The following is a 26,393-nucleotide window of genomic DNA, read 5'->3' as shown; positions in this document are numbered from 1 at the left end:
TCTCCTCTACACCGGGCGACAACTGAAAAGGTATCAGCGAAAAATGAAAAAATTTCAGCGCGGTTCGAGGGTCACCCAGTAACCGGTCAGGCTGCTGACTTTGATCGGCAGGGTTTCCTGCAACAGGCGCAGGCTGGCGTCGGTGTCACGCAAGGGGAATGCCCCGGACACGGTCAACCCGGCCACGCTGTCGTGGCAACGCAACACGCCATGGCGATAGCGCCCCAGTTCATCGAGCAAATCCGCCAGGCGCATGTGCTGGGCCAGCAGCATGCCGCTCTGCCAGGTCGTCGTGCTGATATCCAGCGGCTGCACTGCGGCGACGCCGTCACTGCCAAAGGCACTTTGCTCGCCGGCCTTGAGGATCAACCCACGACTGGCGCGCTGCGGCAGCATTTCCACCGCGCCGTCGAGCACAGCCACGCGGCTGCTCTGCTCGCCGACCCGCACGCTGAAATGCGTCCCCAGCGCACGGGCGGTGCCGTGGCGGGTCTGCACGACAAACGGTCGAGGTGTCGGCGCGGGGTCTTTGGCGGTGGTGATCATCACCTCGCCTTGCAGCAACTCGAGGCGCCGCACCTGGTCGGTGAAGGCGATATTCAGCGAGCTGGCGGTGTTGATCAGCAGGCGTGTGCCGTCGGGCAACGTGAGGTTGCGTTGCTCGCCAATAGCGGTGTGCTGGTCGGCTGTCCAGGGCTGCCAGGGCTTGTGCCGATAGGCCAGCCACGTCGCCGGCGCCGCCAGCAGCAACAGCCCGAGGGCCTGGCGGCGGCCGAGGGATTGCTTGCGACCGATGCGTTTGAGGGTGTCGCCGGCAATCGCAGCCGGCACGCTGTTGAAATCCCCCAGAATCGCCTGCGCCCGTTGCCACGCCTGGGCGTGCTGGGCGCTGCGGCCCTGCCATTGAGCGATGGCGCGGCGGTCTTCATCGGTGGCGCTGCCGGACTGCAATTGCACCATCCAGTCAGCGGCTTCGCCAAGGATCAACGGGTCGATGGACGGGTTCATGCCACGCTCAGGCACGCAAGGAAGGCCTCGCGCATGTAGCGTTTGACCGAGACCAGCGACACCGCTAATTCATCGGCTATCTGCTGGTAAGTCAGGCCGTCGATCTGCGACATCAGGAAGGCTCGGCGAGTCTTGTCCGGTAAATCGCGCAGCATGGCTTCGATGCGGTACAGCGCCTCCAGGATCAGCCAGCGGGTTTCCGGCGACGGCACTTCCTGCTCCGGCAGATGGGCGATGGTTTCCAGGTAGGCGCGCTCGACTTCCTGGCGACGCCAACTGTCGATCATCAAGCCCTTGGCGATATGGGTGAGCAACGCGCGCGGCTCAGTGCCGAACCCGGCGCCGTTCTGACGGGTCAGCAGGCGCATAAAGGTGTCGTGGGCCAGGTCGGCCGCGTCGCTGGCATTGCCCAACTTGCGGTCGAGCCAGCGGTACAACCATCCGTGGTGTTCGCAGTACAGGTCCTGAATGGGCAGATTGACGGGGGACGACATGCGAGTCACCGGCACAGGGGCCAAGGAGTAATTAAGAATTGATCGCATTCTAATCCGCGCAACGAATCGCGGCAACGCGCAAATTAATGTTATAGGATAACGCCCCATTTCCACCCTGCCCTGTGACCCTGCCCATGACCGATGCTGTTCCGCTACGCCAACGCCTGCTTTCCATCGACGCCCTGCGCGGTCTGGTGATCTTGTTCATGCTGCTGGACCACGTGCGCGAAACCTTCCTGCTGCACCGCCAGGTCAGCGACCCGATGACCATCGACAGCACCGAGCCCGCACTGTTTATCAGCCGCACCCTCGCCCACCTGTGTGCGCCAGTGTTTGTATTGCTCACGGGCTTGTCGGCGTGGCTATACGGCCAGAAATACCAGGGCCGCCGCGATGTCTCGGCGTTCCTGTTCAAGCGCGGGCTGTTCCTGGTGGTGCTGGAATTTACCCTGGTCAACTTCGCCTGGACCTTCCAGCTGCCGCCCAGCGTGATCTATATGCAGGTGATCTGGGCGATTGGCGTGAGCATGATCGCCCTGGCCGCGCTGGTGTGGTTGCCGCGTCCGGCGTTGATCGTGTTGGCGGTGGTGATCATCGCCGGGCATAACCTGCTGGATGGGCTGCATTTCGACGCGGGTTCGGCGTTGCATATTCCGTGGACGATCCTGCATGAGCGCAACTGGATCGAAGTGGGCGACTCGCTGCGACTGCGCACCACTTATCCGGTGCTGCCGTGGATCGGTGTGATTGCCCTGGGTTACGGCTTGGGCCCGCTGTTTGCCAATGGCATGCAACCGGCGTTTCGCCAACGTTATCTGTTGCTGGGCGGTGTGGGTGCGTTGGTGGGGTGTGTGGTAGTGCGCGCGGCCAATGGTTATGGCGAGAAGCCCTGGCAGGCGTATGACAGTGGCGTGCAGACGTTGATGAGCTTTTTCAACGTCACCAAGTACCCGCCTTCGCTGTTGTTTTTGGCGCTGACGTTGGGGATTGGGTTGTTGCTGTTGCTGGCGTTTGAACGTGCGGGGCAGAAACGCTGGATTGGCGTGCTCGCCACGTTCGGGGCTGCGCCGATGTTCTTTTATTTACTGCATCTGTATGTGTTGAAAGTGCTGTATGTCGCGTGTGTGGCGTTGTTTGGCCTGAACCATGGCAACTACTTTGGGTTCGACGGCATGGGCGCGATATGGCTAATGGCGCTGTTGTTGCCGCTGGGGCTCTACCTGCCAGTGCGCTGGTTCGCCGGGCTAAAAGCGCGGCGCCGCGACCTGGCCTGGCTCAAATACCTGTAGCGCCCCGGTTGCTTTTCTGTGGGAGCTGGCTTACCTGCGATTGCATCACCGCGGTATCACGTTAGACCGAGGTGCCTGCATCGCAGGTAAGCCAGCTCCCACATTTTTGACCGTGTTCTACTCAGGAATCAGGCCAGTTCGGCGCGCAGTTGACGGGCGGCCGTCACCATGTGGATCAACGCCGCCTCAGTCTCCGGCCAGCCACGGGTTTTCAACCCACAATCCGGGTTCACCCACAACCGCTCAGCCGGAATCCGCTTCGCCGCCTTGCGCAACAGATTGGCCATCTCCGAAGCCTCCGGCACGCGCGGCGAGTGGATGTCATACACGCCCGGCCCAATGTCATTCGGGTAAGCGAAGGCTTCAAACGCATCCAGCAACTCCATATCCGAACGTGACGTCTCGATGGTGATCACGTCAGCATCCATCGCCGCGATGCTTTCGATCACATCGTTGAATTCGCTGTAGCACATGTGGGTGTGGATCTGGGTTTCGTCACGCACACCCGAGGCGCACAGGCGGAACACTTCGGTGGCCCAATCCAGATAAGGCTGCCACTGCGCCTGGCGTAGCGGCAGGCCTTCGCGGAATGCGGCTTCGTCGATCTGCACGATCTTGATGCCGGCGGCTTCCAGGTCCACCACTTCATCACGAATGGCGAGGGCCAGTTGACGGGCCTGCGCTTCGCGGCTCACGTCTTCGCGGGGGAACGACCACATCAGCATCGTCACCGGGCCGGTCAGCATGCCCTTCATCACCTTGCCTGTCAGGCCTTGGGCGTAGCGTATCCACTCCACGGTCATGGCTTTCGGGCGGCTCAAGTCGCCCACAATCACCGCCGGTTTCACGCAGCGCGAACCATAGCTCTGCACCCAGCCGAAGCGGGTGAATGCATAGCCGTCCAGTTGCTCGGCGAAGTACTCGACCATGTCGTTACGCTCGGCTTCACCGTGCACCAGCACGTCCAGGCCGAGGTTTTCCTGCACCTCCACGGCGTGCTTGATCTCGCTGTGCATGGCTTCGACGTATTCGGCTTCGCTCAGTTTTCCAGCCTTGTACGACTGACGCGCCAGGCGAATCGACGCGGTCTGCGGGAACGAACCGATGGTGGTGGTCGGGAACAGCGGCAGTTTGAGGCCGGCACGTTGCTTCTCGATGCGCTGGCCAAACAGTGACTGGCGCTGGCTGTCCTTGGCGGTGATCGCAGCCACACGGGCTTGCACCGCAGGTTTGTGGATACGCGGCGACGCGGCGCGGGCCGCTTGTACGGTGCGGCTCTCAGCCAGGGCAGCCAGTACGTTTGGCGCTTCTGGCGCGTCGACCGCACGTGCCAACACGGCGACTTCAGCGCACTTCTGCACGGCAAACGCCAGCCAGCTTTTCAGCTCAGAATCCAATTTGTCTTCACGGCCTACATCCACCGGGCTGTGCAACAAGGAACAGGACGGCGCAACCCACAACCGATCACCCAGTTTCTCATGGGCGTGCTGCAAGGTAGCCAAGGCCTCTTCCAGGTCGCAACGCCAGACGTTACGGCCGTTGACCACGCCCAGGGACAGCACCTTATACGCCGGCAGGCGGTCGAGGATGGTCGGGTACTGGTCCGGCGCACGCACCAGGTCGATGTGCAGGCCATCCACTGGCAAGTTGGCGGCCAGACCGAGGTTCTCTTCCAGGCCACCGAAGTAAGTCGCCACCAGCTTTTTCAACGGGTCGCGCTGGATCTGGTTGTAGGCACGTTCAAAGGCGTTTTTCCAATCCTGCGGCAGGTCCAGCACCAGGATCGGCTCGTCGATCTGCACCCATTCCACGCCCAGCTCTGCCAGGCGCTGGAAGATCTGGCCGTACAGCGGCAGCAGGCGGTCAAGCAAATCGAGCTTGTCGAAATCACCACCCTTGGCCTTGCCCAGCCACAGGTAAGTCAGCGGGCCGATCACTACCGGCTTGACGTTGTGGCCCAGCTCGTGGGCTTCCTGGACTTCTTCGAACAACTGATCCCAACCCAGGTGAAACTGCTGGTCAGCACTGAATTCAGGCACCAGATAGTGGTAATTGGTATCGAACCACTTGGTCATTTCCTGGGCGTGGGCACTGCCGCAGCAGCTGTCGCTGACACCACGGGCCATGCCAAACAGGGTCTGCAGGGTGGCTATGCCATCCGCCGGGCGGAACCGCTCCGGGATCACCCCGAACATCAGCGAGTGGGTCAGTACTTGGTCGTACCAGGCGAAATCACCGGCTGGCAGCAGTTCAATGCCGGCCTGTTTTTGCAGGTCCCAGTGGGTCTTGCGCAGATCACGGCCAACGGCGCGCAGGCCGGCTTCGTCGAGCTCGCCCTTCCAGAACGCTTCCTGCGCTTTTTTCAATTCACGATCGCGTCCAATGCGCGGAAAACCAAGGGAATGAGCGACTGCCATGACTTACAACTCCAATGTCAATATTTATGGAGCTATTGTCGGCAGATGGAGATAGTGAAACAAACTCATTTTATTCGAGATGATCACAAGATCTGCTCATGTTGGTAGGTAGTGAGCGGGCTTGCCCCGCGCTGGCCGGCGAAGCCGCCCCAATAAATCCACCTCGGTTTTTCAGAAAGATTGCGGCGCCTGGGTTTAGGGCGGCTTCGCCACCCAGCGCGGGGCGAGCCCGCTCACTACAGGGGCGGCTACCGCATTTGATCTTCTGGGTTTTCAGGGTTGTAATCGCGTGGGTATTTATCAAGAGCAGAATTAGCATGGATGCCACCAACCACAGCCATTCCAGAAAATGCCAGGACAACCTTCCTTCGATACGCAAACTCGAACGACTTCCAGAACAGATCCGTAACTTGGAAGCCCAAGCTATCGCCGAAGGTTTCAGATTCCTGACGCGCCTGATTACCGAGTGGGACGACCACGCCAACCGATTCGACCAACCGGGCGAGTGCCTGTTGGGCGTATTTTGTGAAGGGCAACTGGTCGCAATCGGCGGCCTTAACTGTGACCCGTATGCACCTCCAGGCACGGGACGACTCCGCCGCGTGTACGTTGCGCCCGCCGTACGCGGTCGCAATGTCGGAAAAGCACTGGTGCAACAGCTGCTGGAACATGCCCGCGCGCAGTTCCAATCGGTTCGCCTGTCGACCGATACGCCCGAAGCCGCAGCGTTTTATCTTCGCTGTGGCTTTCATCAGGTGGCGGATGACACGGCAACGCATGCAAAGGCACTGAAGCGTTGCTGAGACGGACACTGTCCGTTCAGCAACATCGATCAACTGTGGGAGTTGTCGAACTTCAGCGAGGCTGCGATGGCGGTGTGTCAGGCGGCATCTCTATCGGCAATGCCGCCGTCATCGCGGCCTCGCTGGGGCTCGACGGCTCCCACATTGGTTTTTGCAGAGCTTTGAGAGTAATTACATCAACGGAATCGAATAACTCACGAACAGCCGATTCTGGTCCTGATCCCGTGCGACCTCGCTGCGCGAAACCCCATTACGCCAGCCAAACCCAACGTTCTTGAACGTACCGCTCTGCACCACGTAATCCAGGGAAATATCCCGCTCCCATTCGCTGGCATCGTTGCCACTGGCGGTAAGGATATGGTCGCCTTTCAAGTACATCAGCGACGCCTTCAAACCCGGCACGCCGAGCGACGCGAAGTCATAGGCATATTGCGCAAACGCGGTGCGCTCGCCGGCCTGGATGAAGGTCTGCACGGTGCGGTCGGTGTAAAGGTACAGGCTGGAACCACCCTCCCCTTTATTCACCAGGCCGCCCTGGTTGAGTTGCGCGAAGTTGCTGTCGTCCGAGACTTGCTGGTAACCGGCAGTAATCGCGTGCGGGCCCAGGGAATAGATGAACGCTGCGCTCCAGGTGTTGTTGTCGATTTCACCAGTGCCGTTCTTGGTATAACCGCCAAGTTTGTAGCCTTCGGCACGACCGGCGACGGTGCTGTTTTTGCCGTCGGACGTGGTTTTGAAGTAACGCAGGTCAGTCTTCAGCGAGCCGTATTCGCCGAGCGGCAACACGTGGATCAGCCCGGCAAAGTGCTGTTGGTAATAGTCTTCAAGGTTGGCGTAGTAGTACTGGACCATCAGGTCCTTGGTCACTTGGTAGTCGGCACCGGCGTAGTTGAATTTGTTGCTTTCCTGAGTGCCACCCGCCGCGGCCAGGCCGCTGCGATCACTGGAGCCTCGACCGGTGGTGTGTTGCAGTTGGCCGCCGACCAGGGTCAGGTTGTCGATGTCCTTGCTGGTGATTTGCCCGCCTTCGAACGACTGCGGTAACAGGCGCCCATCGTTGCTCACCAGGATCGGCAGGTTCGGTCGCAGGTAACCGTAGCGCGCCTCGGTCTTGGCGAAACGCGCCTTAGCGGTGGCGCCGCCACGGCTCCAGCTATCGGCGGCCTTACCGTCGTCGTTGGGGATCATCGAGCTGCCCACATGGCGGCCGGCGCCGCTGTCGAGGGTCAGGCCGAGCATGCCGACCGCATCCAGACCAAACCCCACCGTGCCATCGGTAAAGCCCGACTGATAGTTGAGGATAAACGCCTGGCCCCACTCTTCGGTCTTCGACGGTGCGGCGGCGCCGTCACGGTTGTCGTTGTTGAAGTAGAAGTTGCGCATGCTCACGTTGGCTTTACTGTCACTCAAGAAATCAGCCGAGGCCAAGGGACTCAGGGCAATGCCCAGGCCGCCGGTCAATACGCTTATTACATTCAAAGTGGCTTTCATCAGGACGAACTCCGGCGCGGAATCCAAGTTCCGGGCGCAAAAAATGGGCAGCAGGAAGCACGTGGCCAAACTCGGCTTGGCCGGTGCGTTAACTAACGTTTACGACTTAGTTGCGCGAAGTGAACCTCCGTAAAACCTCAGTCAATCAATCCATGAGCGTCATAAAACGGATACGGCCCCGGGTACTCCCCGAACACGCCGTTGTGGCTGATCAAACCTTGTTGCGCCTCCCAGCGATGCAACAAATAGCCCGCCGGCTCCAGGTTGAAATGCGCGGGCGCCGCTTCTTGCAAATCCAGCACGATCTGGTGAGACGTGCCGGGACACACACAACTCAAACTGCCGCCGAAACGGCGCTGCATCGGCCGATGCAGATGCCCGCACAACAGCCGCTCCACTTGCGGGTGGCGTGCGACGACCTGCTCCAGGCCAGCGGCGTTGATGAAGGGTTCGCGGTCCATATGGCCGATGCCGCTGATGAACGGCGGGTGATGCAGGATCAGCAAGGTGGGTGCATCAGGACGCAACGCCAGTTGCTCATCGAGCCACTGCAATTGGCTGTTCAGCAACTGCCCGCCATGGCCGCCGGGAATGGTGGAGTCGAGGCCGATCAGGCGCAGCGGATACTCGTCCACCACCCAGTCCAACGGGCCATCTGCCGACAGTGGCAAATAAGGGTGATCACGGAACGCCTCCAGCAACGGCCCGCGTGTGTCATGGTTGCCAGGCACCAGGTAGCACGGCATGTGCAGGCGTGCGAGTTCGGGGTGCAGCACGGCATATTCATCGGCGCGGCCGAAGTCCACCAGGTCACCGCTGATTACCACGATATCGGGCCGTGGGTGGCTTGCGTTCAAATGGTCGACGGCGCGGCGCAACGCACCCAGGGTATCGACAACGCCATAGGTCAGGCGCTGGCCGGCTTTGAGGTGCAGGTCGCTGATCTGCGCGACTAGAAACGGACGATTCACAATAGATTCTCAAGCATTCAGGGTGAACAACATGTGCGGCGCAACCGCCAGGGCAATCGGCGCGCCGACCGCGTACAGCTGGTTGTCGCTGCTGTCGACCAACAGCGGTTGCGGGCCGCCGACATCCACCAGCAGGCGGCTTTGCGCGCCCTGGAAAAACTGCGCCAGCAGATGGCCGTGCAGGTGCCCTTCGCCCTCCATCACCCGCAGGTGTTCGGGGCGGCAGTAGACCGTGCCCGGCAGGTTGGCTTCGTGCCACGGCAACTCGCCGCCGCAGACTTTCAAGCCATGGGCTGACGGCTCGATCACCACGAAAGCGTTAAGGTTGCCGACAAAGCCCGCGACGAAGGCGTTGGCCGGTTTCTGGTAGATGTCCCGTGGGCTGGCCAACTGGGCGACGCGACCGTGCTCCATCACCAGGATACGATCGCCCAGGGCCATGGCCTCACCCTGGTCGTGGGTGACGAACACTGACGTAATGCCGAGACCGCGCAACAGTTCATTCAGCTCACTGCGCAGGCGTTCGCGCAGTTGCGCATCCAGCGCTGCCAGAGGTTCATCCAGCAATAAAACCTTGGGGCGCGGCGCCAACGCACGGGCCAACGCCACGCGCTGACGCTGACCGCCGGAGAGTTCATGGATGCTGCGCTTGCCGTGGTCCTGCAAACCCACCAATTCCAGCAATTCATCACAACGCTTGTTGCGCTCCGGTGCCGACATACCGCGAATTTTCAGGCCGTAGACGATATTGCCCGCCACATCCAGGTTGGGAAACAGCGCGTAGTTCTGAAACACCATGCCCACGTCACGGCGTTCAATGGGCAGGCGGGTCACGTTCTGGTCACCGAAAAACACCTGGCCCACATCCGGGCGTTCCAGGCCGGCAATCAGGCGCAGGGTGGTGGTTTTGCCACAGCCGGACGGGCCAAGGATCGCCAGGGTTTCGCCGCCTTCAACGGTCAAATTCAAGTCATGCACGGCCACGGTGCCGTCGGCGAACGCCTTGCGACAGCCTTGCAGGCGGATAGTGATAGCGGTCATCGACGCTCTCCACGGGACAAACGGGCACTGATGGCCTGCAACGCAATCAGCAGCGGCACGATCATCAGCAAAAAGATAAGGGTGTAGGCGCTGGCGATTTCCAGCCGGGCCGAGGCGTAGCTGTCGGCCAGGCCGACCGGCAAGGTTTTGGTCATCGGCGTGTGCAGCATCCAGGTCAGGTTGAATTCACCCAGGGACAAGGTGACCACCATCAGCACACCCGCCAGAATCCCCGCCCGGCAATTAGGTACCACCACGCTGAAAAAGCGCTTTATCGGACCTGCACCCAGGCTGGCCGCTGCTTCCTCCAATACCGGCAATTGCTGGCGTTGCATCACCGCCATCACCGGGCGTACCAGGAACGGCAAAGTGAACAGCACATGACCGACGAGGATGAACAGCCAACTGCTGCGGAAGCTGCCGAACTGGCCGTAGGTCAGCAGCAAAGCCAACGCACTGGCCAAGCCGGGCATGGCCACCGGCAGCACCATCAGCTCCTCGAAGGCGCGGCTGAAGCGGTTGTTCATGCGCACCAAGGCGTAGGCGGCCGGCACACCGATGACACAGACGCACACCGCGCAGGCCAAGGCCAATTGCAGCGACAGCCACACAGTCGGCGAATAGGCCTGCCACACCTGAATAATCCAATCAAAGGTCAAGCCACTGGACACACCCACGAAAAAGTTGCGGGTCAGCCCGGCCAGCAACGACATCAGCACCGGTACCAGCATGAAGGCGCACACCAGCAGGGTGAACAGCAGTTGAATCACAAACAGCGATGAGCGTTTCACAGCACAGTCCCCGCGTTTTTCACCAGGCGTCGCGTGAGCAGCAACACCGCCCAGGTCACCGCACCGAGTACCACCGACAGCGCAGCGGCGACGGCAAAATTGGCGTAGTTGGTGAATACGTTGTAGATCGCCACCGGGGTGACATTGAGCCGCGTGCCCAAGGTAAAGGCGGTGCCGAAAGCGCCCATGGACGTGGCAAAGCAGATCGCCCCACAGGACGCCAACGCGGGTGCCAAACCGGGCACGATCACGTCGCAGACCACGCGCCAGTGCCCTGCGCCCAGTGAATGCGCGGCCTCCTCCAGGCTGCGGTCGAGGCTTTCACAGGCGGCCATTACCGTGAGAATTACTCGCGGAATCGAGAAGTACAGGTAGCCCACAAACAGCCCCGCCAATGAGTAGGCGAAGATCCAACGTTCCCCGGCCAGTTGCAGGCCCAGTGAGGCCAGCAGGCCTTGGCGGCCTGCCAACAAAATCACCAGAAAGCCCACCACCACGCCGGGAAAGGCCAAAGGAAAAGTGAGCAACGCCACCAGCGCCGAGCGCCCGAAAAACTGCTGGCGGGCGAGGAACACGCCGCTGATGCCGCCAATCACCAAAGCGACCAGCGTCACCACCACTGCCAGGATCAGGGTTTGCCCAAGGCTGCCCAGGTACTGCGCGCTGCTGAGCACCTGCCAATAGCCGCTGCCGCTGCTGTCGCGGCTCTCGGCGCCAAGCACCATCAGGTGCGCCAGCGGCAACAACCAGAACGCGAGCAGTACCGCAAAAGCCGGGGCCAGCGCCCAGGCTGCATGTCTTGCCGATGCGGCCACTTACTTGACCTCGTTAAGGTATCGGGCGGCGAAGGCTTCCTGCACAGCGGCCATTTTTTCGTAGTCCACCACACCGGCACGGGCGTAGTCGCTGTCCGGGAGGAACTGCGCAGCCACGTCAGCCGGCATTTTCATTGGACGCACTGGGCGCAAGTAAGCCTTGGCCCAAAGCGCCTGGCCTTCGTCCGACAGCACGAAGTCGAGGACTTTTTCGGCATTGGCGCGGTGCGGCGCATTGGCGACCAGGCTCATCACGTAGGGCACGCTGATGCTGCCTTCTTTCGGAATCACGAAGGCGACGTTGGCGTTGTCTTTGTAGCGCGCGCGATAGGCGTTGAAGTCGTAGTCCACCAGGATCGGCAATTCGCCGGAGAGCACCCGCGCATAGGCGGTTTGCTTGGGCACGATGGGCGCGTTTTTCGCGAGTTTCTGGAAGTAGTCGATGGCCGGGGCGAAGTTGTCCAGGTCGCCGCCCATGGCGCGGTTGATCGCCACTGCCGACACGTAGCCGACGAAGGCACTGGACGGATCGAGGTAACCGACCATGCCTTTGTATTCCGGCTTGAGCAGGTCAGCCCAGCTTTGCGGGACCGGCAAACCGCCGAGCGCGTCGACATTGACCATGATGCCCAAGGTGCCGGAGTGGATCGCGAACCAATGGCCGGCCGGGTCTTTGAGGCCAGCGGGGATCTGGTCCCAGGCCTTGGGTTTGTAGGTGTCGACCACGCCGGCTTTTTGCGCCTGCAGGCCGAAGGTCACGCCGTAGTAAACGACATCGGCGACCGGTGCGGCTTTTTCCGCCACCAATTGCGCCAGGGACTGGCCGGAGTTTTTGTTGTCCAGCGGCACTTGCACGCCGGTGCTGGCGGCGATGGCCTTGAGCTGGGTGCCCCAATCGGCCCAGTCCGGCGGGCAGTTGTAGCAGATCGCGGTTTCGGCGGCCTGGGCCAGGCTGGCCGCACCGCACAGCAACAGGGCTGCCAGGGTTTTACTGAGTGCGCGCATCAAGGGTCTCCTCGTAGGGTTGAGTACTTTCGCCGGGCCGGATATGGCAAGGCAGGCAATGGGACGTCGGGGTGTTGCCGGCGATTTGCGCCAGCAGTTGGTCAATCACGGTGCTGGCCAATAGCGCAATGGGCTGCACCACGCTGCACAGGGTCGGGTGCATCTGGGTACCGAGGCTGATGCCGTCGAAGCCCATCACCGAAAGCTGTTGGGGCACGTTCCAGGCGTGGCGACGCAGTTCGGCAATCAGGCTGATCGCCAGGAAGTCGTTGGAGCACACCAAGGCGGTGGGTGCCTCGGCGCCCTGGAGTAAAGGTTCGATGGCGGCGAATTCAGCCTGGGTGTGGGCCGGCATTTCGATCACCGGACGGCTCTTGAGGCCGTATTCCTGCATGGCATCGCAGTAGCCGGCGTAGCGCAGGCGAGCACGGTCCGATTGCAACGCGGGCCCGGCGACCATGCTGATGCGGCGGTGCCCGGCTTCCAGCAGATATCGCGTGGCGAGGGCCATGCCTGCGCGGTTGTCGACCGACACAGCGCTGTAGTTGGGGTTGCTCGGTTGGTGATACGCCAGCACGAACGGGGTCTGCTCGGTGTTCAGGCTGCTGAGCACGCTGTTGCTTTCGGCATCGGTGACCGTCAGTACCAAGCCGTCGACGCGCTGGCGCAGCAGTTCTTCCACCACAATGCACTCACGTTCGCTGCTGTAGTCGGTGGTCGCCAGCAACAGGCTGTAGCCGCGCGACCGTGCAGCGCGCTCCATGGCCTGGAACTGTTCAGCGAACACCGGGTTGAGCAGGTTGGGCACCACCACGCCGATCAACTGGGTGGTTTGCAGGCGCAGTTGGCGGCCCAGCAGATTGGGCCGAAACCCCAACTCGCGGGCGGCGGCGAACACCTGTTCACGGGTGGCCGGGCGCACTTGATCAGGGGAAGCAAAAGTGCGGGCGGCGGTGGCGCGGGATACGCCAGCCAGGCGCGCAACGTCTTTCAGGTCAGTCATTGTCACTCGCTTGAGATCGATCTCATTGGCGAGGACAGTAGCGGGGGAATGTGGCAGGACGGTGGTGGGGAGATGACGGTTTGATGTCACTGAGCATTAAGCGCCCTCTCCCGCTGGGTGATGATCAAAGGTGGGAGCTGGCTTGCCTGCGATTGCGGACTATCAGCCAGTACTGTTGGCACTGACCCACCGCTATCGCAGGCAAGCCAGCGCCCACATTCGACCTGTGTATGCCTATAGACAGTCATACTTCGCAACTACGATTGAAAACTGGGTGCAGCAAATTCCGCCCACTAACCTTTCGATTCAATCCAAGTGCGGGCACAATGCCTGTCCTTTTTTGGCAGGCACCGCCGCAGGCTCTCAAAAATGATCAAAACGCCGTACTACCTCATCGATAAACAGAAACTTCTGGTCAACATGCAGAAGATTGCTTATGTGCGCGAGCAGTCCGGCGCCAAGGCGTTGCTGGCGCTCAAGTGCTTTGCCACCTGGTCGGTGTTCGACCTGATGCAGCAATACATGGACGGCACCACCTCGTCGTCGCTGTACGAGTTGAAGCTCGGCCGCCAGAAATTCGAAGGTGAAGCGCACGCCTACAGCGTGGCCTGGGCCGACGATGAAATCGAAGAGATGCTGGAGCACTGCGACAAGATCATCTTCAACTCGATCAGCCAGCTGCAGCGCTTTGCCGAACGCTCCGAAGGCAAGACCCGTGGCCTGCGCGTGAACCCACAGGTGAGTAGCTCCGACTACCTCCTGGCGGACCCGGCGCGCCCGTTTAGCCGCCTCGGCGAATGGGACCCGGTGAAGATCGAAGGCGTCATTGATCAGATCTCCGGCTTCATGTTCCACAACAACTGCGAGAACGGCGATTTCAGCCTGTTCGACAAGATGCTCGGCACCATCGAAGAACGCTTCGGCGCGCTGCTGCACAAGGTCGAGTGGGTCAGCCTTGGCGGCGGCATCCACTTCACCGGTGAAGACTATGCCGTGGACGCGTTCTGCGCGCGCTTGAAGGCGTTCTCCGAGAAGTACGGCGTGCAGGTCTACCTGGAACCCGGCGAAGCGGCGATCACCAACAGCGCCTCCCTGGAAGTGACCGTGCTCGACACCCTCTACAACGGCAAAAACCTCGCCGTGGTAGACAGCTCCATCGAAGCCCACCTGCTGGACCTGCTGATCTATCGCCTCAATGCCAAGCTGGCACCGAGCGAGGGTGAACACACCGTCATGGTGTGTGGCAAATCCTGCCTGGCCGGGGACATTTTCGGTGAGTATCAATTTGATCGTCCGCTGGCCATCGGCGATCGGCTGTCGTTCATCGACACCGCGGGCTACACCATGGTCAAGAAAAACTGGTTCAACGGCCTGAAAATGCCGTCCATCGTAGTGAAACAACTCGACGGTACAGTCGAGGTGGTTCGTGAATTTGGTTACGACGACTACCTGTCCAGCCTTTCGTAAGCTGGCGGATAAAGGAGAGATAAAGCAATTGAAAAAGAACGTTCTTATCATTGGTGCAGGAGGTGTCGCCAAGGTGGTGGCCCACAAGTGCGCGCAGCACAACGACGAACTCGGTCGTATTGCTATCGCGTCGCGCAACATCTCCAAATGCCAGGCCATCATCGACAGCGTCAAGGCCAAGGGTAGCCTCAAGGTTCCCGCCGACATCCAAGCCTTCGCGCTGAACGCCCTGGACGTGGAAGCGACCAAGGCCCTGATCCGCGAGACTGAATCGCAGATCGTCATTAACGTGGGTTCCGCGTTCCTCAACATGTCGGTACTGCGTGCCTGCATCGACACGGGCGTTGCGTACCTCGACACCGCCATCCACGAAGAGCCGGGCAAGGTCTGCGAGACCCCGCCGTGGTACGGCAACTACGAATGGAACCACCTGGAAGAGTGCAAACAGAAGAACATCACCGCCATCCTTGGCGTGGGCTTCGACCCAGGTGTCGTCAACGCGTACGCCGCGCTGGCGCAGCAACAGCATTTCGACCGCATTGACTCGATCGACATCCTCGACGTCAATGCCGGCTCCCATGGCAAATACTTCGCCACCAACTTCGACCCGGAAATCAACTTCCGCGAGTTCACCGGACAGGTGTGGAGCTGGCAGAACAGCCAGTGGACCAGCAACACCATGTTCGAAGTCAAACGCACCGACGACCTGCCGGTCGTCGGTTCGCAGAACCTTTACCTCACCGGCCACGATGAAGTGCACTCCCTGTCGAAAAACCTCGACGTGCCCAACGTGCGCTTCTGGATGAGCTTCGGCGAACACTACATCAACGTGTTCACCGTACTGAAAAACCTCGGCCTGCTCTCCGAGAAGCCGGTCACCACCGCCGAAGGCCTGGAAGTCGTGCCGCTGAAACTGGTCAAGGCCGTGCTGCCCGACCCGTCTTCGCTCGCGCCCGGCTACACCGGCAAGACCTGCATCGGCGACCTGGTCAAAGGCACCAAGGACGGCCAGCCGCGTGAGATGTTCATCTACAACGTGGCGTGCCATGAAGAAGCCTTTGCCGAGACTGACAGCCAGGGCATTTCGTACACCGCAGGCGTTCCACCCGTAGCCGCTGCGCTGCTGGTTGCCCGTGGTGAGTGGGATGTGAAGCACATGGCCAACGTCGAGGAACTGCCGGCTGAGCCGTTCCTGAAGGCGCTGGACGTGATGGGGTTGCCAACTCGGATTAAAGACGAGAATGGTGATCGTGCTTGGGATGCGACTGCCTGAATAGGCGATAGCTGACCGAACAAAAAAATGCGCCCTCAGGGGCGCATTTTTTGTTGGGGCTCACATAAATCCCAAAGAAGAATGAAGATCAACATGTGGGAGCTGGTTTGCCTGCGATAGCGGTCTTCCAGTGCGTGATGTGCTAGCTGACACACTGCATCGCAGGCAAGCCAGCTCCCACAGGGATGGCACTGCGCCCCGGATTCTCGGATATTTCCCACAACCGTTTCAGGTTGTCGCTCGGAAGTTCGCTGACTAACCTCTCTGCCGTCGCTGCCAATTCAGCGACCGGATTTGACCGTCCGACTTCAAAGAGCAACTGCACCTACACCGATCTTCGGCGTTTTTTTTACGCCTGTTGTATTGTGTCGCGGCAGCTGTACGCGGGATATCTTCGGGTATGCCGGTTTTGCTTCTTTGGCCGGTCGGTCAACCCGCGTATAGCTGCCACCCTAATTCGTTTGACCGCGAATCGTGGCAGCTCCATTTACAAAGGAGCTTTACCATGATCAAAGACAGTCCAAATCCCCCAGAAACACTCTTCACCGTCCGCGCCGACTTAGGCACGGAAACCCTGCTGGTCAACGCCTCCCAGGACCTGGCCTCCATCAACGATATCGCCACTCACCTGGCCTTTGAAATCGACGGTGCTCAACGCAACGTCGCGCTGGGTATCTGCCGCATGCTCGAAGGTGTGCAACTGCTGGTCGACAAGGCATTGGACGCAGCCCACCCGGCGGCTTGAAGATAGACGGGATAGAACGCCTGAGCTATCTTCGGGCGCTCTATCGACCGCCCCCAAACAGGAAGTTACCGCTTGAGCACGTCCCCCCTACTGCGAGGCCGCACCTTCGCACTCCTCGCCGGTATCGCCTTTGTTGCCGTCGACCAACTCGTCAAACTACTGGCCCTGGTTTCACTGCAAGCCAACAGTTTCAAAATCGGCTCTAACCCCATCAACCTCGCATTGGAACTGAGCCTGAACCCAGGCGCCTTCCTGAGCCTGGGCGCGGCTTTGCCGTCGCAGGTCAAACAGTTGATCTTTATCGTTGGCGTGGCGGTAGTGGTGGCCTGGGCGATGTGGTGGTCGCTTTCCAACTGGAGCCAACCGCTGCGTAAGGTCTTGCCGCTGTATGCGATTGCGTTGGGTGGCATTGCCAACCTTATAGACCGCGTCTTTCGCGACGGTCATGTGGTCGACTACATGGTCCTGAATGTCGGACCGACGCATACCGGCGTGTTCAATATCGCCGATATCGCGATCACCGCTGGAGCGCTGTACTTGATGATGGATTTGTTTTTGAAACGTAAGGCCTAAAGTGATCGCTAACCCCTGTGGGAGCGGGCAAGCCCGCTCCCACAGGGAAATCATGGTGCTGGTAGATTGCATTTCAGCAGATCAACGCCATTCCACCTTAGAACACCGACCACCCAATCCGCTCACTCAACAACTCCAACGCCTTCATCCCCGCCAGCGAGTTCCCCGCCGCGTTCAGCTCCGGCGACCACACGCACACCGTAAACTGCCCCGGCACCACCGCGACGATCCCGCCGCCGACCCCGCTTTTGCCTGGCAACCCCACGCGATAGGCGAAATTCCCTGCCTCGTCATACAGCCCGCTGGTGGCCATGATCGAGTTGACTTGCTTGGTCTGGCGCGCCGTCAGGATCTGCTCGCCGCTGTGGGCGCTGGTGCCCTCGTTGGCGAGAAAGCTGAAGGCCTTGGCCAGGTCCAGGCAGCTCATCTGCAACGCGCAATAGTTGAAGTAGCTGTGCAGCACCGCGTCTACGTCGTTGTGGAAGTTGCCGAAGGACTTCATCAGGTAAGCCATGGCCGCGTTGCGCGCGCCGTGCTGGGCTTCGGAATCGGCGACGACGCTGTTCACCAGGATCTGCGGGTTGCCGGACAGGCGCCGTACAAAGTCGCGCATCGACAGGATCGGCACGGCAAAGCGCGATTGGTTGATGTCGCAGATCACCAGCGCGCCGGCGTTGATGAAGGGATTACGCGGCCGGCCGCGTTCAAACTCCAACTGCACCATGGAGTTGAACGGTTGCCCGGACGGTTCGTGGCCCAAGCGCTCCCAGATGGTTTCGCCGCCGTGGTCGATGGCCTGCACCAGGCTGAACACCTTGGAAATGCTCTGCACCGAGAACAACGTATCGGCGTCACCGGCGCGGTAGGCCGAGCCGTCGTTGCCGTACACGGCGATGCCGATCTGGTTGGCGGGTACATCGGCCAGCGCGGGGATGTAGTCGGCGACTTTGCCGAGGCCGATCAATGGACGAACTTCGTCAAGGATCGAGTCCAGCAGCGCCTGCATGTCTTGTCCTGTCATCTGTCTTTGAATCAGTGATAAGCGGGGCGCGGAGGATACTTCAATGCGCGCGGAAGCCCCACACAATCTCTACCACCCGCTCGGCCACCACCAGATACACCAGGATCAACAACAGCTGCAGCGCCAGGTGATAACGCAACTTGGCCAATCGACGGATGCCATCGCTGACGTTCAACAGCATCAACAGCGTCGACAGCACAATCAGCCCCCAGCCAGCCACGCTGGAGGCAAACACCCCGATAAACAGGTCCTGCTGGCCCACGAGCGTGTTGGTCCCCGCCGCAAACAACAGCGCACACACCAGCAGGTTTTTCACGTTGTCAAAAATCTGCGTGCTCAGATCGTTTTCCAGCAAAGCCAAATACCGCTTCCATAACGTGTGCATGGGTAAGTACCGGGTAGGGATCGCTCGTCAATCAAAGTAGTCCAATTGCCCGTACACTGCACCGCTGCGCTTACCCTATGAGGACTTTTGCATGAAATTGATGATCGGCCTGGCCGCCCTGCTGTTGGTATCGGCTTGCACCTCAACAGCGCCCACCACGCCACCTGCGCAAGACTCCACCGCGTCGACTTGCCTGGCAGGCGGCGGCACGATGAAGCAAGTCGGCAAGTTGCAGAGCTGGACATGCATCACGCCGTACAAGGATGCAGGCAAGGCGTGTACCGACTCTAGTCAGTGTGATGGCGAGTGCCAGACCAGTGTCACCACCCAAACGGGCAATGGCCCGGTGACAGGCGCGTGCCAGGTGGACAACAGCCACTTCGGCTGCTCGGCGACGGTGGAAAAAGGCAAGCTCGGCCGGGCGATTTGCGTGGACTGAGCCTCGCCACCGAACAAATGTGGGAGCGGGCTTGCTCGCGAATACGGTGTATCAGTTAACGATGTATCCACTGATCAAACGCATTCGCGAGCAAGCCCGCTCCCACATTTTTTGCTCCACATTACCCTTCAAAAATGCGCCACATCCGACACCCGCTCATCCAGCACATCCCGCGCCAGTGCCCACGCCTGGTCTTTGGACTCCACCACCAGCAACGGGTACCCCCACGCCTTGCCGAACATCGCGGCGAACGGCTTGAGCGCTAGGCGCTGTGCAGCGCTGGGTTCCACCTGGATCATGCCTTTGACGTAGGCACGCAGCGCCTGTTTGTTTTTCTTCATCCAGATCGAGGCGTGCTTGCGTTCCTCGTGGGAGTGTTCGTGGTTGTTTTCATCCACGGTTTTTTCGTGCAGCAACACGAAGGATTGCTGACGGGCCAACAGGCTTTCGAAAATCCGGAAGGCATCTTCCGGGCCTCTCTCGCTGGGCGCATCAAAGACGATTTTCACCACTGGGAATGTTGTGCTGTCGAGTCGCATGGCAGAGCTCCTTGTTGAGAACGGATCTCACTATATCCACCGCACCACTAGACGGCATTGCACAGGATAGCCAGACTGTTTCGCAATTCAGCCAACTTGCGATCCACGCCATGAAGCACCATCGCCTTGACATGCACGACCCGCTGATGGCCAAGGACGCCGATGTGTTCCCCCGCGCCGTGGTGGCCGTGACCGCCACGAGCACGTCGGACACCTGGGAACATGCGCAACATGCCCATCGCAAGGGCCAGTTGATGTACACCCTGCGCGGGATCATCCATTGCGAGATCGAGGCGGGTATCTGGATCGTGCCGCCGCAATGTGCACTGTGGATTCCCGGCGGCACGTCCCACGCGGCGCGCGGGTCTGGCGAAGCGGAAGTCTATTGCCTGTTGATCGACCCTGGCGTCGCATGCGCCCTGCCCCCGCGATGCTGCACGTTGGCCGTGTCGGGGCTGTTGCATGAGTTGATCAGCAAGGCCGTGAGTTTCCCGCAGCTCTATGACGAAGGGGGTGCCCAGGGCCGTTTGATCAATACGCTGCTGGATGAACTGGCAGCCGCCCCTATCGAAGCCTTGCATTTGCCCATGCCCAAGGACCCTAGACTGCGTCGCCTGGCCGATAGTTTGTTGGCCGAACCGGCGGACAAAGCCACCCTCGGCCAATGGGCGGTGCGCATCGGCATGAGCGAACGCAGCATGACGCGCCTGCTGCTGGAGGAACTGGGGCTGAGCTTTGGCCGCTGGCGCCGGCAGTTGCATGTGATCCTATCGTTGCAGCGCCTCGCCAAAGGCCAGAGCGTGCAAACGGTGGCGTTGGAGCTCGGCTATGAGAACGCCAGCGGCTTTATCACCATGTTCCGCAAGGCGGTGGGCCAGCCGCCGGCGCGTTACCTGGCAGACCGCGCCGGAGCATTCAGCGCGATGCCCCAGGCCATTGCGCTGAAAGAAGCTGAGCCTGAATGACTACCAGCTACCGCCCAACCCCAGCAGGCCTAGTATCTGGCGCCGCAGGTCAACCAGATAAGGATCATCCCGGTGCCGCGGATACGGCCGATCGATGCTCAATTGCGCCTGGATTTTTGCCGGACGGTCGCTGAACACAATCACCCGGTTGGCCAGCAGCAGGGCTTCTTCCACGTCATGGGTCACCAGCAACGCCGTGTAGCCCTGGCGCTGCCACAGGTCGATCAGCTCTTTTTGCATGGTGATGCGGGTCAAGGAGTCGAGCTTGCCTAAGGGCTCATCGAGGATCAGCAGGCGCGGTTGATTGACCAGTGCGCGGGCCAGAGCCACCCGCTGCGCCATGCCACCGGACAGTTGCCGAGGATAGGCACGGGCGAACTGACTCAGGCCGACTTTTTCCAGGGTTTCATCGACCTTGGCCGAATGGGTCTTGAGCAGACCCTGGGCTTCCAGGCCGACCGCCACGTTGTCCCACACGCGGCGCCACGGGTAAAGCGTCGGGTCCTGGAACACCACCACGCGGCTCGGGTCCGGGCCGGTGATGGCTTCACCATCCGCCAGCAAGCGGCCGGAATCCGCAGGTTCCAGGCCGGCCACCAAACGCAGCAAGGTGGATTTGCCGCAACCCGACGGTCCGAGCAAGGCCACGAACTCTCCCGACGCTACCTCCAGAGATACCCGCTCCAACACCGGCAGGTGCTGCCCGTCCAGGGCAAAGCCATGGCTGAGGTTTTCGATGCGCAGCGCCAAGCCTTCCGACGCCGATACTGCGTGTGCCAGGGCTACCATTTCATTGATCCTTTCTGCCAAGCCAGCAACCGATCACGCACCAGGAACAACCCGGTGATCAACCCCGAACAGGCGAGTGCCATGATCAGCAATGCGGCGTACATATTCGCGTAGGCGGCCCACCCTTGGGCCCATTGCAGGTACCAGCCGATGCCGGATTTGACGCCCATCATCTCCGCCACCACCAGGGTCGAAAATGAAGCGCCCAGGCCCATGAACAGGCCAACGAACACGTGAGGCAAAGCCGCGGGAATCGCCACTTTGAAAACCAGGAAGCCCTGCTTGGCGCCCAAGGTGCGGGCCACGTCGTAATAGGCTTGATCCACGCTCGACACGCCGGACCAAGTCAGTACCGTGACCGGGAACCACGTGGCCAGGGCGATCAGAAACACGCTGGCGCTCCAACTGCTCGGAAACAGGAAAAAACACAGCGGCAACAACGCCGTTGACGGCACCGGGCCAAGGATGCGCAGCACCGGGTGCAACCAGTAGCCGATGCGCGTGGACCAACCGATGGCCACCCCGGCAATAAACCCGGTGATCGCGCCCAGGGCCACGCCCGAGCCGAGCAGCAACGCCGAATGCAGCAGGCTGTCGGCCAGTCGCGGATAGTCTTCGAGATACACCGCCAGCAAGGCCTGGGGCGGCGCAAAAAACGGCACCGGCAACAGCGCCAGCTTGGCGGTGGCCAACTCCCAGATACCCAGTAGCACCGGCAAGGCGATCAACCAAGGGCCGGCATTACGCAAGCGCAGGCCTAGCCCTGGCAGCTTGCGCCCCAGCAGGCTCAGCACGATGAACAGCGCCGCCACAGCCACACACAGGTTGGCCAAGCCTTGGGTCATCGGCCAGTTGCGTGTCGCGTTGGGCCAGTAGCTGATCAACAGCGCAACGGCGGCCCAGGCCCCGACCACCGCCACGCCCTGCCACCAGACTTTGAACGCCAGGGAGGGGTTCAGGGTTGTTGCATCAGCTGAAGACATCGGCGGTGATCTCCTTGGCAAACTCCAACGGGTCGGTGCTCTTGCTGATCACCTCGACGGTTTTCAGGTCGGTAATGTAGGTGAGGATTTCCTGGGTCAGCGCCGCGCCCACCGCGTGGTGACCGTGGGTGTGGTCGTGGAGGATCGCCTGCACTTCCTCCACCGAGGTGTTCAGCGCATGGGCCTGGAAGCCTTTGGCGACTTCTTCCGGATGTTGCACCGAATAGTCGTGAGCTTCGAGGATCGCCTGGGTCAGTGCCGCGACCACGCGCTTTTCTTCACGCACCAGCTTGCCGGTGACACCGACCACGCAGCAGCTGAGGTTGGCGTACTCCTCCACCAGGTTGGTGGACAGCTCCTTCGCCACGCCAGACTTGATCAGGCGGTACATGAAGGGGTCGCTACCGCTCACCGCCTGCACTTCGCCGCGCTCAAGCGCAGTGCCGAGTAGGTCGGCTGGAAACAGACGCCATTCCACGTCACGTACCGGGTCGACACCGTGTTTTTTCAGCAGGATCGAGAAGAAATTGCGGTCCGGGCTGGCCATGTCGGTCACGCCAATGGCCTTGCCCTTGAGGTCTTCGAGTTTGGTCACGCCGCCATTCACCGCACTGAGCAAGCGCAGGCAGCCACCGTGGGTGCCGGCGGTGAGTTTCACGTCAAAACCCTGTTCCAGTGCCTTGAGCCAACGCAGCGCCATGCCCACGCCGGCATCGGCCTTGCCGGTGGCAATCGCTTCCAACAGCACTTCGGTGGAGTTGCCGAAGTTGACCAGTTCCACGTCCAGGTTGTGCTTGGTGAAAAAGCCCTGGCCGTGGGCGATCACCACCGGGGCCAGGCACACGGCGTTCAGGTTGACGGCGAGTTTCAACTTGCGCGGTGCGTCGAGGCGGATGAACTCACCGGTGCCGGCAGGTTCCTGGGCGACATTATGGCCGGCATGCGCGTCGGCAGCGAAGCCGAGGCGCGGCAGCGACAGGCTGGCCAGGGTGATACCGGCCAGGCCAAGCAGGCGACGACGGGTTAAATAATCGAAATCAGTCATGCAAAGTGTCCCTTCTAAATTGATAGATTTGCGGATATGACATGTGGGCGTTCAGCGTGTGAGATCAGCGAGGCCCAGGTGCTCGCGCAGCGTCGTCCCCTCATACGCCGTGCGGAACAACCCCTTGCGCTGCAAATGCGGAATCACACTCTCCACAAACTCCGTGAACGAGCCCGGCAGATACCCCGGCGAAATCACAAACCCATCGCAACCGCCCTGCTCGAACAGCTCGGCCAACTGGTCGGCGATTTGTGCGCCGGTGCCCACCAACTGGGGCACACGCACGCTACTGGCGAAGATGCGGCCGAGTTGTTCGAGGGTGGTTTCCGGGCCTTGCATCAATAGCTTTTCAGCGGCCGCCCGAGGGATCTGGGGCGACTGAGCGATCTCGGCCAGCGTCGCCGACAGCGGGAATGGCGACAGGTCGACATTCAGCTGCGAAGCCAAGGTCACCAACCCCAACTCCGGACGTGCCAGCGCGTTGTGCTTGTCGCGCTTGGCGCGGGCCTCGGCTTCGCTGCCACCAATAAACGGCATCACCGCCGTGAGCACTTTGCAGCTGTCAGCGGCACGGCCTTGTTGCACGACCTGGGCACGTACGTCATCACGAAACGCGCGCATCGCCGCCAAGTGCGGGTGAATGGTGAAAATGGCCTCGGCCCAACGCGCACCAAAACGCCGGCCACGCCCCGAAGAACCGGCCTGGATCAGCACCGGCCGGCCCTGGGGCGTGCGCGGAATATTCAGCGGGCCTTCAACCTTGAACCACTCGCCCTGATGCTGCACCGAACGGATCAGCTCAGGGTCAGCCAGCACCCCGCTTTCGCGATCCAGCTTCAGCGCGTCCTTGCCCCAGCTGTTCCAGAGCTTCAGCGCGACTTCGACAAACTCGTCGGCGCGGTCGTAGCGCAGGTCGTGTTCCAGGTGCTTGTCCTTGCCGAACAGGCGCCCTTCGCTGTCGTTCATCGAGGTGACGATATTCCACGCTGCACGGCCCTTGGACAGGTGGTCGAGGGTCGCGAATTCACGGGCAATGTGCGCCGGCTCGTAATAGGTGGTGGAGCGGGTGGCGCCCAGGCCCAGCTTGGTGGTCTTGCCCACCAGGTAAGAGAGGATCGGCAACGGGTCCAGGCGCGTGGCGTCCTGGGCGCCGTAGCGCAAGGCGAACTCGCGGGAGCCGCCCATATGGTCACCCACCGCGAGGCGATCGGCGAAGAACAGGAAGTCGAACAGCCCCTCCTCCACCACCTTGGCTACCCGTGCGTAATACTCGGGGTCGAGGTAATTGCCGACGGTTTCCGGGTGGCGCCACACCGCATGGCTGTGCACCACCGGCCCACTCAACAGGAACGCGGATAAATGGATTTGGCGGCTCATGGTTTGGGTGTCCACACGGTGATTGCGCTGACCTTCAACGCCTTGGGAATCAGCTTGGCGGCGTAGTAGGTGTCGGCGATGCGTTGTTGTTCGGCGAGGTGTTCAACCTTCACGGGAATGATGTCGTAGCTGCGGCGACTGTTCGCGCGCTCCACCGTGGCAGGGGCGATATTGCCCCACAGTGGGCCAAGTATTTCGGCGGCTTCCTTGGGATGGGCCTTCACCCATTGGCCGGTCTCGCGCAGGGTGTCGAAGGTCACCTGCAACACGTCCGGGTGGGCGTTGGCGAACTGAGTGGTGGCCAGGTAGAAGCGGTTGTAGTCGGCCAAGCCGTCCTTGCCATCGGCGATCACACGCACATGATGATCGAGTTGCTGGGTGGCGAGAAACGGGTCCCAGATCACCCAGGCGTCCACGCTGCCATTGGCGAAGGCGGCGCCGCCATCCGGCGCTTCCAGGTAACGCGGGGTGATATCGCTTAGCGTCAGCCCGGCTTTTTTTAGCGCAGAGATCAGCAGGAAGTTGCTGCCCGAGCCTTTGGATACGGCGACGGTCTTGCCCTTGAGGTCGGCGATGCTGTGGATCGGTGATTTTTCCTGGACGATGATCGCCTGGGCACTCGGCGATGAGTTTTCCTGGGCGTAGTAGGTCAACGGCGCGTCCGCGGCCTGGGTAAACAGGGCAAAGGCGTCGGCCACATCGGCGTGCAGATCGACACTGCCAGCGTTGAGCGAGCTGAGCAGGCCGGTGCTGAACTCATGCCAGTTAACTGTGAAACCCAGCGGCTTGAGGCGCTGTTCCAACTGGCCATTTTGCTTGAGCAGGATCCACAAGGTGGACGAACGCTGGTAGCTGATATCCAGGCTTTGCTCGGCATGGGCCGCCGCAGCGGCGAACAGCAAACTGGCGGCAACAATAAGTTTCTTGAACGTCATGGAAGACCTTGGCGTGGGAGAAATGAAAAGAGCTGCATATGCCAAAAACCCGCGCAAGGCCTGGCAGTAGAGTTAATTCGATTATATTAATGACGAGAAATTATGAAAGAACCCTATAATTCTATGGTTATGCCCAATTCGTCGGAACCTGGAAAAAGCGCCCTAAGCTAAGATCGAAAGAGTATTTAGCGAATAGTTTTTAGAACCTTAAGCTCAAATCTATTTCGTTAGAGATCGAGCACACCATGTCCATACGTCGTCCCCTCGCCGCAGTAATCGGGTTGCTGGCTTTTTCCATCGGCATAAGCGCCGAGGCCCAGGCTATCGTGGGGCGCGTTGAAGGTGGTGTATGACGCTTTGGAAAAAGCGGGCAAGTGGGTGAAAACCAACCCGCAGGACGCGGCTAAAGTGCTCGGCCCGTTGTGGGGCAATCTGGATGTCGCCACGGTTGAAGCGGCGAATGCACACCGCAGTTATCAGGTGCAGCCGGTGACGATCGATCAGTTGGGTGAACAGCAGAAGATTGCCGATGCATTCTTCAAGGCGGGGTTGTTGCCCAAGGCGGTGGATGCGAAGGATGTGCAGACCTGGAAGCCTTAAGCGAATAACAGGCACAACTCGATCAATTGTGGGAGCTGGCTTGCCTGCGATGGCGGTGGGTCAGCAATGAAAATATTGGCTGAAAAACCGCTATCGCAGCGGTGCGACGATTCGACAAGCCAGCTCCCA

26 protein-coding genes and 1 pseudogene are annotated in these 26,393 nt (G+C 60.7%); 9 read left to right on the top strand and 18 right to left on the bottom strand.

The features are described 5' to 3' along the window. Positions 1-54 precede the first annotated feature (54 nt). Positions 55-1,008, bottom strand: a complete 954-nt coding sequence (locus BFP95_RS28335) for a FecR domain-containing protein (RefSeq protein WP_065911032.1) — start codon at positions 1,006-1,008, stop codon at positions 55-57. Further along, positions 1,005-1,502, bottom strand: a complete 498-nt coding sequence (locus tag BFP95_RS28330; RefSeq protein WP_049712781.1) for a sigma-70 family RNA polymerase sigma factor — start codon at positions 1,500-1,502, stop codon at positions 1,005-1,007. The genes BFP95_RS28335 and BFP95_RS28330 overlap by 4 nt, the downstream gene beginning before the upstream one ends. Before the next feature lie 134 nt (positions 1,503-1,636). Here BFP95_RS28330 and BFP95_RS28325 point away from each other — a divergent pair, with 134 nt between their 5' ends. Beyond that, positions 1,637-2,791, top strand: a complete 1,155-nt coding sequence (locus BFP95_RS28325) for a DUF1624 domain-containing protein (protein WP_065911063.1) — start codon at positions 1,637-1,639, stop codon at positions 2,789-2,791. A 128-nt stretch (positions 2,792-2,919) separates the two neighbouring features. Here BFP95_RS28325 and metE read toward each other — a convergent pair whose 3' ends face one another. Next, the gene (gene metE / locus BFP95_RS28320; RefSeq protein WP_065911031.1) at positions 2,920-5,208 is read right to left on the bottom strand and encodes a 5-methyltetrahydropteroyltriglutamate--homocysteine S-methyltransferase; all 2,289 of its coding nucleotides are present in this window, start codon (positions 5,206-5,208) and stop codon (positions 2,920-2,922) included. 317 nt (positions 5,209-5,525) lie between these two features. Here metE and BFP95_RS28315 point away from each other — a divergent pair, with 317 nt between their 5' ends. Continuing rightward, entirely contained in the window at positions 5,526-6,011 is a 486-nt protein-coding gene (locus BFP95_RS28315) for a GNAT family N-acetyltransferase (protein WP_065872164.1), read from the top strand. A gap of 171 nt (positions 6,012-6,182) precedes the next feature. Here BFP95_RS28315 and BFP95_RS28310 read toward each other — a convergent pair whose 3' ends face one another. The 7 genes from BFP95_RS28310 to BFP95_RS28280 form a co-directional block, all read right to left on the bottom strand. Beyond that, complete coding sequence (locus BFP95_RS28310; RefSeq protein WP_065872163.1) at positions 6,183-7,502, bottom strand: OprD family porin; 1,320 nt, start codon at positions 7,500-7,502, stop codon at positions 6,183-6,185. Between the two features lie 137 nt (positions 7,503-7,639). Next, positions 7,640-8,473: a phosphodiesterase gene (locus tag BFP95_RS28305; RefSeq protein ID WP_065911030.1), complete on the bottom strand. Its 834-nt coding sequence runs from the start codon at positions 8,471-8,473 to the stop codon at positions 7,640-7,642. Positions 8,474-8,482: 9 nt separating this feature from the next. Then, positions 8,483-9,514, bottom strand: a complete 1,032-nt coding sequence (locus BFP95_RS28300; protein WP_065911029.1) for an ABC transporter ATP-binding protein — start codon at positions 9,512-9,514, stop codon at positions 8,483-8,485. Then, positions 9,511-10,305, bottom strand: a complete 795-nt coding sequence (locus tag BFP95_RS28295; protein WP_065872160.1) for an ABC transporter permease — start codon at positions 10,303-10,305, stop codon at positions 9,511-9,513. The genes BFP95_RS28300 and BFP95_RS28295 overlap by 4 nt, the downstream gene beginning before the upstream one ends. Beyond that, on the bottom strand, positions 10,302-11,120 hold the full coding sequence (locus tag BFP95_RS28290; RefSeq protein ID WP_065872159.1) for an ABC transporter permease: 819 nt from the start codon (positions 11,118-11,120) through the stop codon (positions 10,302-10,304). The genes BFP95_RS28295 and BFP95_RS28290 overlap by 4 nt, the downstream gene beginning before the upstream one ends. Beyond that, a complete protein-coding gene (locus tag BFP95_RS28285) occupies positions 11,121-12,125 on the bottom strand; it encodes an ABC transporter substrate-binding protein (protein WP_065872158.1) in 1,005 nt (334 codons plus the stop codon). After that, entirely contained in the window at positions 12,109-13,128 is a 1,020-nt protein-coding gene (locus BFP95_RS28280; protein ID WP_065911028.1) for a LacI family DNA-binding transcriptional regulator, read from the bottom strand. Before BFP95_RS28280 ends, BFP95_RS28285 begins: the two co-directional genes overlap by 17 nt. Positions 13,129-13,497: 369 nt before the next feature. On the opposite strand from BFP95_RS28280, the gene BFP95_RS28275 reads away from it, so the two are divergent. From BFP95_RS28275 to BFP95_RS28260, 4 genes are all read left to right on the top strand, one after another. After that, a complete protein-coding gene (locus BFP95_RS28275) occupies positions 13,498-14,595 on the top strand; it encodes a carboxynorspermidine decarboxylase (protein ID WP_065890804.1) in 1,098 nt (365 codons plus the stop codon). 28 nt (positions 14,596-14,623) lie between these two features. Further along, positions 14,624-15,868 carry a saccharopine dehydrogenase family protein gene (locus BFP95_RS28270; protein WP_065872155.1) on the top strand — a complete coding sequence of 415 codons (1,245 nt, stop codon included), beginning with the start codon at positions 14,624-14,626 and terminating at the stop codon, positions 15,866-15,868. Positions 15,869-16,373: 505 nt separating this feature from the next. Beyond that, the gene (locus BFP95_RS28265; RefSeq protein WP_065911027.1) at positions 16,374-16,613 is read left to right on the top strand and encodes a DUF6124 family protein; all 240 of its coding nucleotides are present in this window, start codon (positions 16,374-16,376) and stop codon (positions 16,611-16,613) included. A gap of 72 nt (positions 16,614-16,685) precedes the next feature. Continuing rightward, a complete protein-coding gene (locus BFP95_RS28260) occupies positions 16,686-17,186 on the top strand; it encodes a signal peptidase II (RefSeq protein ID WP_065911026.1) in 501 nt (166 codons plus the stop codon). Between the two features lie 97 nt (positions 17,187-17,283). Here BFP95_RS28260 and glsB read toward each other — a convergent pair whose 3' ends face one another. Both glsB and BFP95_RS28250 read right to left on the bottom strand, forming a co-directional pair. Next, positions 17,284-18,192 (bottom strand): glutaminase B, encoded by a 909-nt coding sequence (gene glsB, locus BFP95_RS28255; protein ID WP_049712766.1) that lies wholly within the window; start codon positions 18,190-18,192, stop codon positions 17,284-17,286. A gap of 55 nt (positions 18,193-18,247) precedes the next feature. Next, entirely contained in the window at positions 18,248-18,592 is a 345-nt protein-coding gene (locus BFP95_RS28250) for a hypothetical protein (RefSeq protein ID WP_049712765.1), read from the bottom strand. A gap of 91 nt (positions 18,593-18,683) precedes the next feature. Here BFP95_RS28250 and BFP95_RS28245 point away from each other — a divergent pair, with 91 nt between their 5' ends. Beyond that, positions 18,684-19,031 (top strand): hypothetical protein, encoded by a 348-nt coding sequence (locus BFP95_RS28245; protein ID WP_065911025.1) that lies wholly within the window; start codon positions 18,684-18,686, stop codon positions 19,029-19,031. A gap of 128 nt (positions 19,032-19,159) precedes the next feature. Here BFP95_RS28245 and BFP95_RS28240 read toward each other — a convergent pair whose 3' ends face one another. Next, positions 19,160-19,570 (bottom strand): hypothetical protein, encoded by a 411-nt coding sequence (locus tag BFP95_RS28240; protein WP_065890800.1) that lies wholly within the window; start codon positions 19,568-19,570, stop codon positions 19,160-19,162. Between the two features lie 110 nt (positions 19,571-19,680). Between BFP95_RS28240 and BFP95_RS28235 the strand changes: the two genes are divergently transcribed. Beyond that, the gene (locus BFP95_RS28235; protein WP_065911024.1) at positions 19,681-20,535 is read left to right on the top strand and encodes an AraC family transcriptional regulator; all 855 of its coding nucleotides are present in this window, start codon (positions 19,681-19,683) and stop codon (positions 20,533-20,535) included. Here the strand turns inward: BFP95_RS28235 and BFP95_RS28230 are convergent, their stop codons facing one another. Genes BFP95_RS28230 through BFP95_RS28210 form a run of 5 tightly spaced genes read right to left on the bottom strand, consistent with a single transcriptional unit; the run spans position 20,536 to position 25,664 of the window. Next, positions 20,536-21,324, bottom strand: a complete 789-nt coding sequence (locus BFP95_RS28230; protein ID WP_065890798.1) for an ABC transporter ATP-binding protein — start codon at positions 21,322-21,324, stop codon at positions 20,536-20,538. It lies immediately after the preceding gene. Then, positions 21,318-22,307 carry an ABC transporter permease gene (locus tag BFP95_RS28225; RefSeq protein ID WP_065911023.1) on the bottom strand — a complete coding sequence of 330 codons (990 nt, stop codon included), beginning with the start codon at positions 22,305-22,307 and terminating at the stop codon, positions 21,318-21,320. Before BFP95_RS28225 ends, BFP95_RS28230 begins: the two co-directional genes overlap by 7 nt. Next, positions 22,294-23,352 carry an ABC transporter substrate-binding protein gene (locus BFP95_RS28220; protein WP_065911022.1) on the bottom strand — a complete coding sequence of 353 codons (1,059 nt, stop codon included), beginning with the start codon at positions 23,350-23,352 and terminating at the stop codon, positions 22,294-22,296. Before BFP95_RS28220 ends, BFP95_RS28225 begins: the two co-directional genes overlap by 14 nt. Before the next feature lie 51 nt (positions 23,353-23,403). Beyond that, entirely contained in the window at positions 23,404-24,729 is a 1,326-nt protein-coding gene (locus BFP95_RS28215; protein ID WP_065911021.1) for an LLM class flavin-dependent oxidoreductase, read from the bottom strand. Continuing rightward, positions 24,726-25,664 (bottom strand): aliphatic sulfonate ABC transporter substrate-binding protein, encoded by a 939-nt coding sequence (locus BFP95_RS28210; RefSeq protein ID WP_065881958.1) that lies wholly within the window; start codon positions 25,662-25,664, stop codon positions 24,726-24,728. Before BFP95_RS28210 ends, BFP95_RS28215 begins: the two co-directional genes overlap by 4 nt. A gap of 336 nt (positions 25,665-26,000) precedes the next feature. Here BFP95_RS28210 and BFP95_RS28205 point away from each other — a divergent pair. After that, positions 26,001-26,264: pseudogene (locus BFP95_RS28205) on the top strand (ABC transporter substrate-binding protein); the annotation flags it as partial. Between the last annotated feature and the right edge of the window lie 129 nt (positions 26,265-26,393).

It is taken from the genome of Pseudomonas sp. 58 R 12, assembly GCF_900005865.1.
In the GTDB taxonomy this organism is placed as follows: Bacteria; Pseudomonadota; Gammaproteobacteria; order Pseudomonadales; family Pseudomonadaceae; genus Aquipseudomonas; species Aquipseudomonas tritici.
Note: the sequence above shows the minus strand (reverse complement) of the source record. Positions and strands in the feature narration are given on the sequence as shown.

Excerpts from the sequence above, each read along its gene's own strand:
- BFP95_RS28250 (WP_049712765.1), bottom strand. The coding sequence starts at position 18,592 with ATGCACACGTTATGGAAGCGGTATTTGGCTTTGCTGGAAAACGATCTG.
- BFP95_RS28265 (WP_065911027.1), top strand. The coding sequence starts at position 16,374 with ATGATCAAAGACAGTCCAAATCCCCCAGAAACACTCTTCACCGTCCGC.
- BFP95_RS28225 (WP_065911023.1), bottom strand. The coding sequence starts at position 22,307 with ATGTCTTCAGCTGATGCAACAACCCTGAACCCCTCCCTGGCGTTCAAA.
- BFP95_RS28235 (WP_065911024.1), top strand. The coding sequence starts at position 19,681 with ATGAAGCACCATCGCCTTGACATGCACGACCCGCTGATGGCCAAGGAC.
- BFP95_RS28275 (WP_065890804.1), top strand. The coding sequence starts at position 13,498 with ATGATCAAAACGCCGTACTACCTCATCGATAAACAGAAACTTCTGGTC.
- BFP95_RS28315 (WP_065872164.1), top strand. The coding sequence starts at position 5,526 with ATGGATGCCACCAACCACAGCCATTCCAGAAAATGCCAGGACAACCTT.
- BFP95_RS28220 (WP_065911022.1), bottom strand. The coding sequence starts at position 23,352 with ATGACTGATTTCGATTATTTAACCCGTCGTCGCCTGCTTGGCCTGGCC.
- BFP95_RS28240 (WP_065890800.1), bottom strand. The coding sequence starts at position 19,570 with ATGCGACTCGACAGCACAACATTCCCAGTGGTGAAAATCGTCTTTGAT.
- BFP95_RS28285 (WP_065872158.1), bottom strand. The coding sequence starts at position 12,125 with ATGCGCGCACTCAGTAAAACCCTGGCAGCCCTGTTGCTGTGCGGTGCG.
- BFP95_RS28230 (WP_065890798.1), bottom strand. The coding sequence starts at position 21,324 with ATGGTAGCCCTGGCACACGCAGTATCGGCGTCGGAAGGCTTGGCGCTG.
- BFP95_RS28325 (WP_065911063.1), top strand. The coding sequence starts at position 1,637 with ATGACCGATGCTGTTCCGCTACGCCAACGCCTGCTTTCCATCGACGCC.
- BFP95_RS28215 (WP_065911021.1), bottom strand. The coding sequence starts at position 24,729 with ATGAGCCGCCAAATCCATTTATCCGCGTTCCTGTTGAGTGGGCCGGTG.
- BFP95_RS28280 (WP_065911028.1), bottom strand. The coding sequence starts at position 13,128 with ATGACTGACCTGAAAGACGTTGCGCGCCTGGCTGGCGTATCCCGCGCC.
- BFP95_RS28335 (WP_065911032.1), bottom strand. The coding sequence starts at position 1,008 with ATGAACCCGTCCATCGACCCGTTGATCCTTGGCGAAGCCGCTGACTGG.
- BFP95_RS28300 (WP_065911029.1), bottom strand. The coding sequence starts at position 9,514 with ATGACCGCTATCACTATCCGCCTGCAAGGCTGTCGCAAGGCGTTCGCC.
- glsB (WP_049712766.1), bottom strand. The coding sequence starts at position 18,192 with ATGCAGGCGCTGCTGGACTCGATCCTTGACGAAGTTCGTCCATTGATC.
- BFP95_RS28245 (WP_065911025.1), top strand. The coding sequence starts at position 18,684 with ATGAAATTGATGATCGGCCTGGCCGCCCTGCTGTTGGTATCGGCTTGC.
- BFP95_RS28330 (WP_049712781.1), bottom strand. The coding sequence starts at position 1,502 with ATGTCGTCCCCCGTCAATCTGCCCATTCAGGACCTGTACTGCGAACAC.
- BFP95_RS28210 (WP_065881958.1), bottom strand. The coding sequence starts at position 25,664 with ATGACGTTCAAGAAACTTATTGTTGCCGCCAGTTTGCTGTTCGCCGCT.
- BFP95_RS28310 (WP_065872163.1), bottom strand. The coding sequence starts at position 7,502 with ATGAAAGCCACTTTGAATGTAATAAGCGTATTGACCGGCGGCCTGGGC.
- metE (WP_065911031.1), bottom strand. The coding sequence starts at position 5,208 with ATGGCAGTCGCTCATTCCCTTGGTTTTCCGCGCATTGGACGCGATCGT.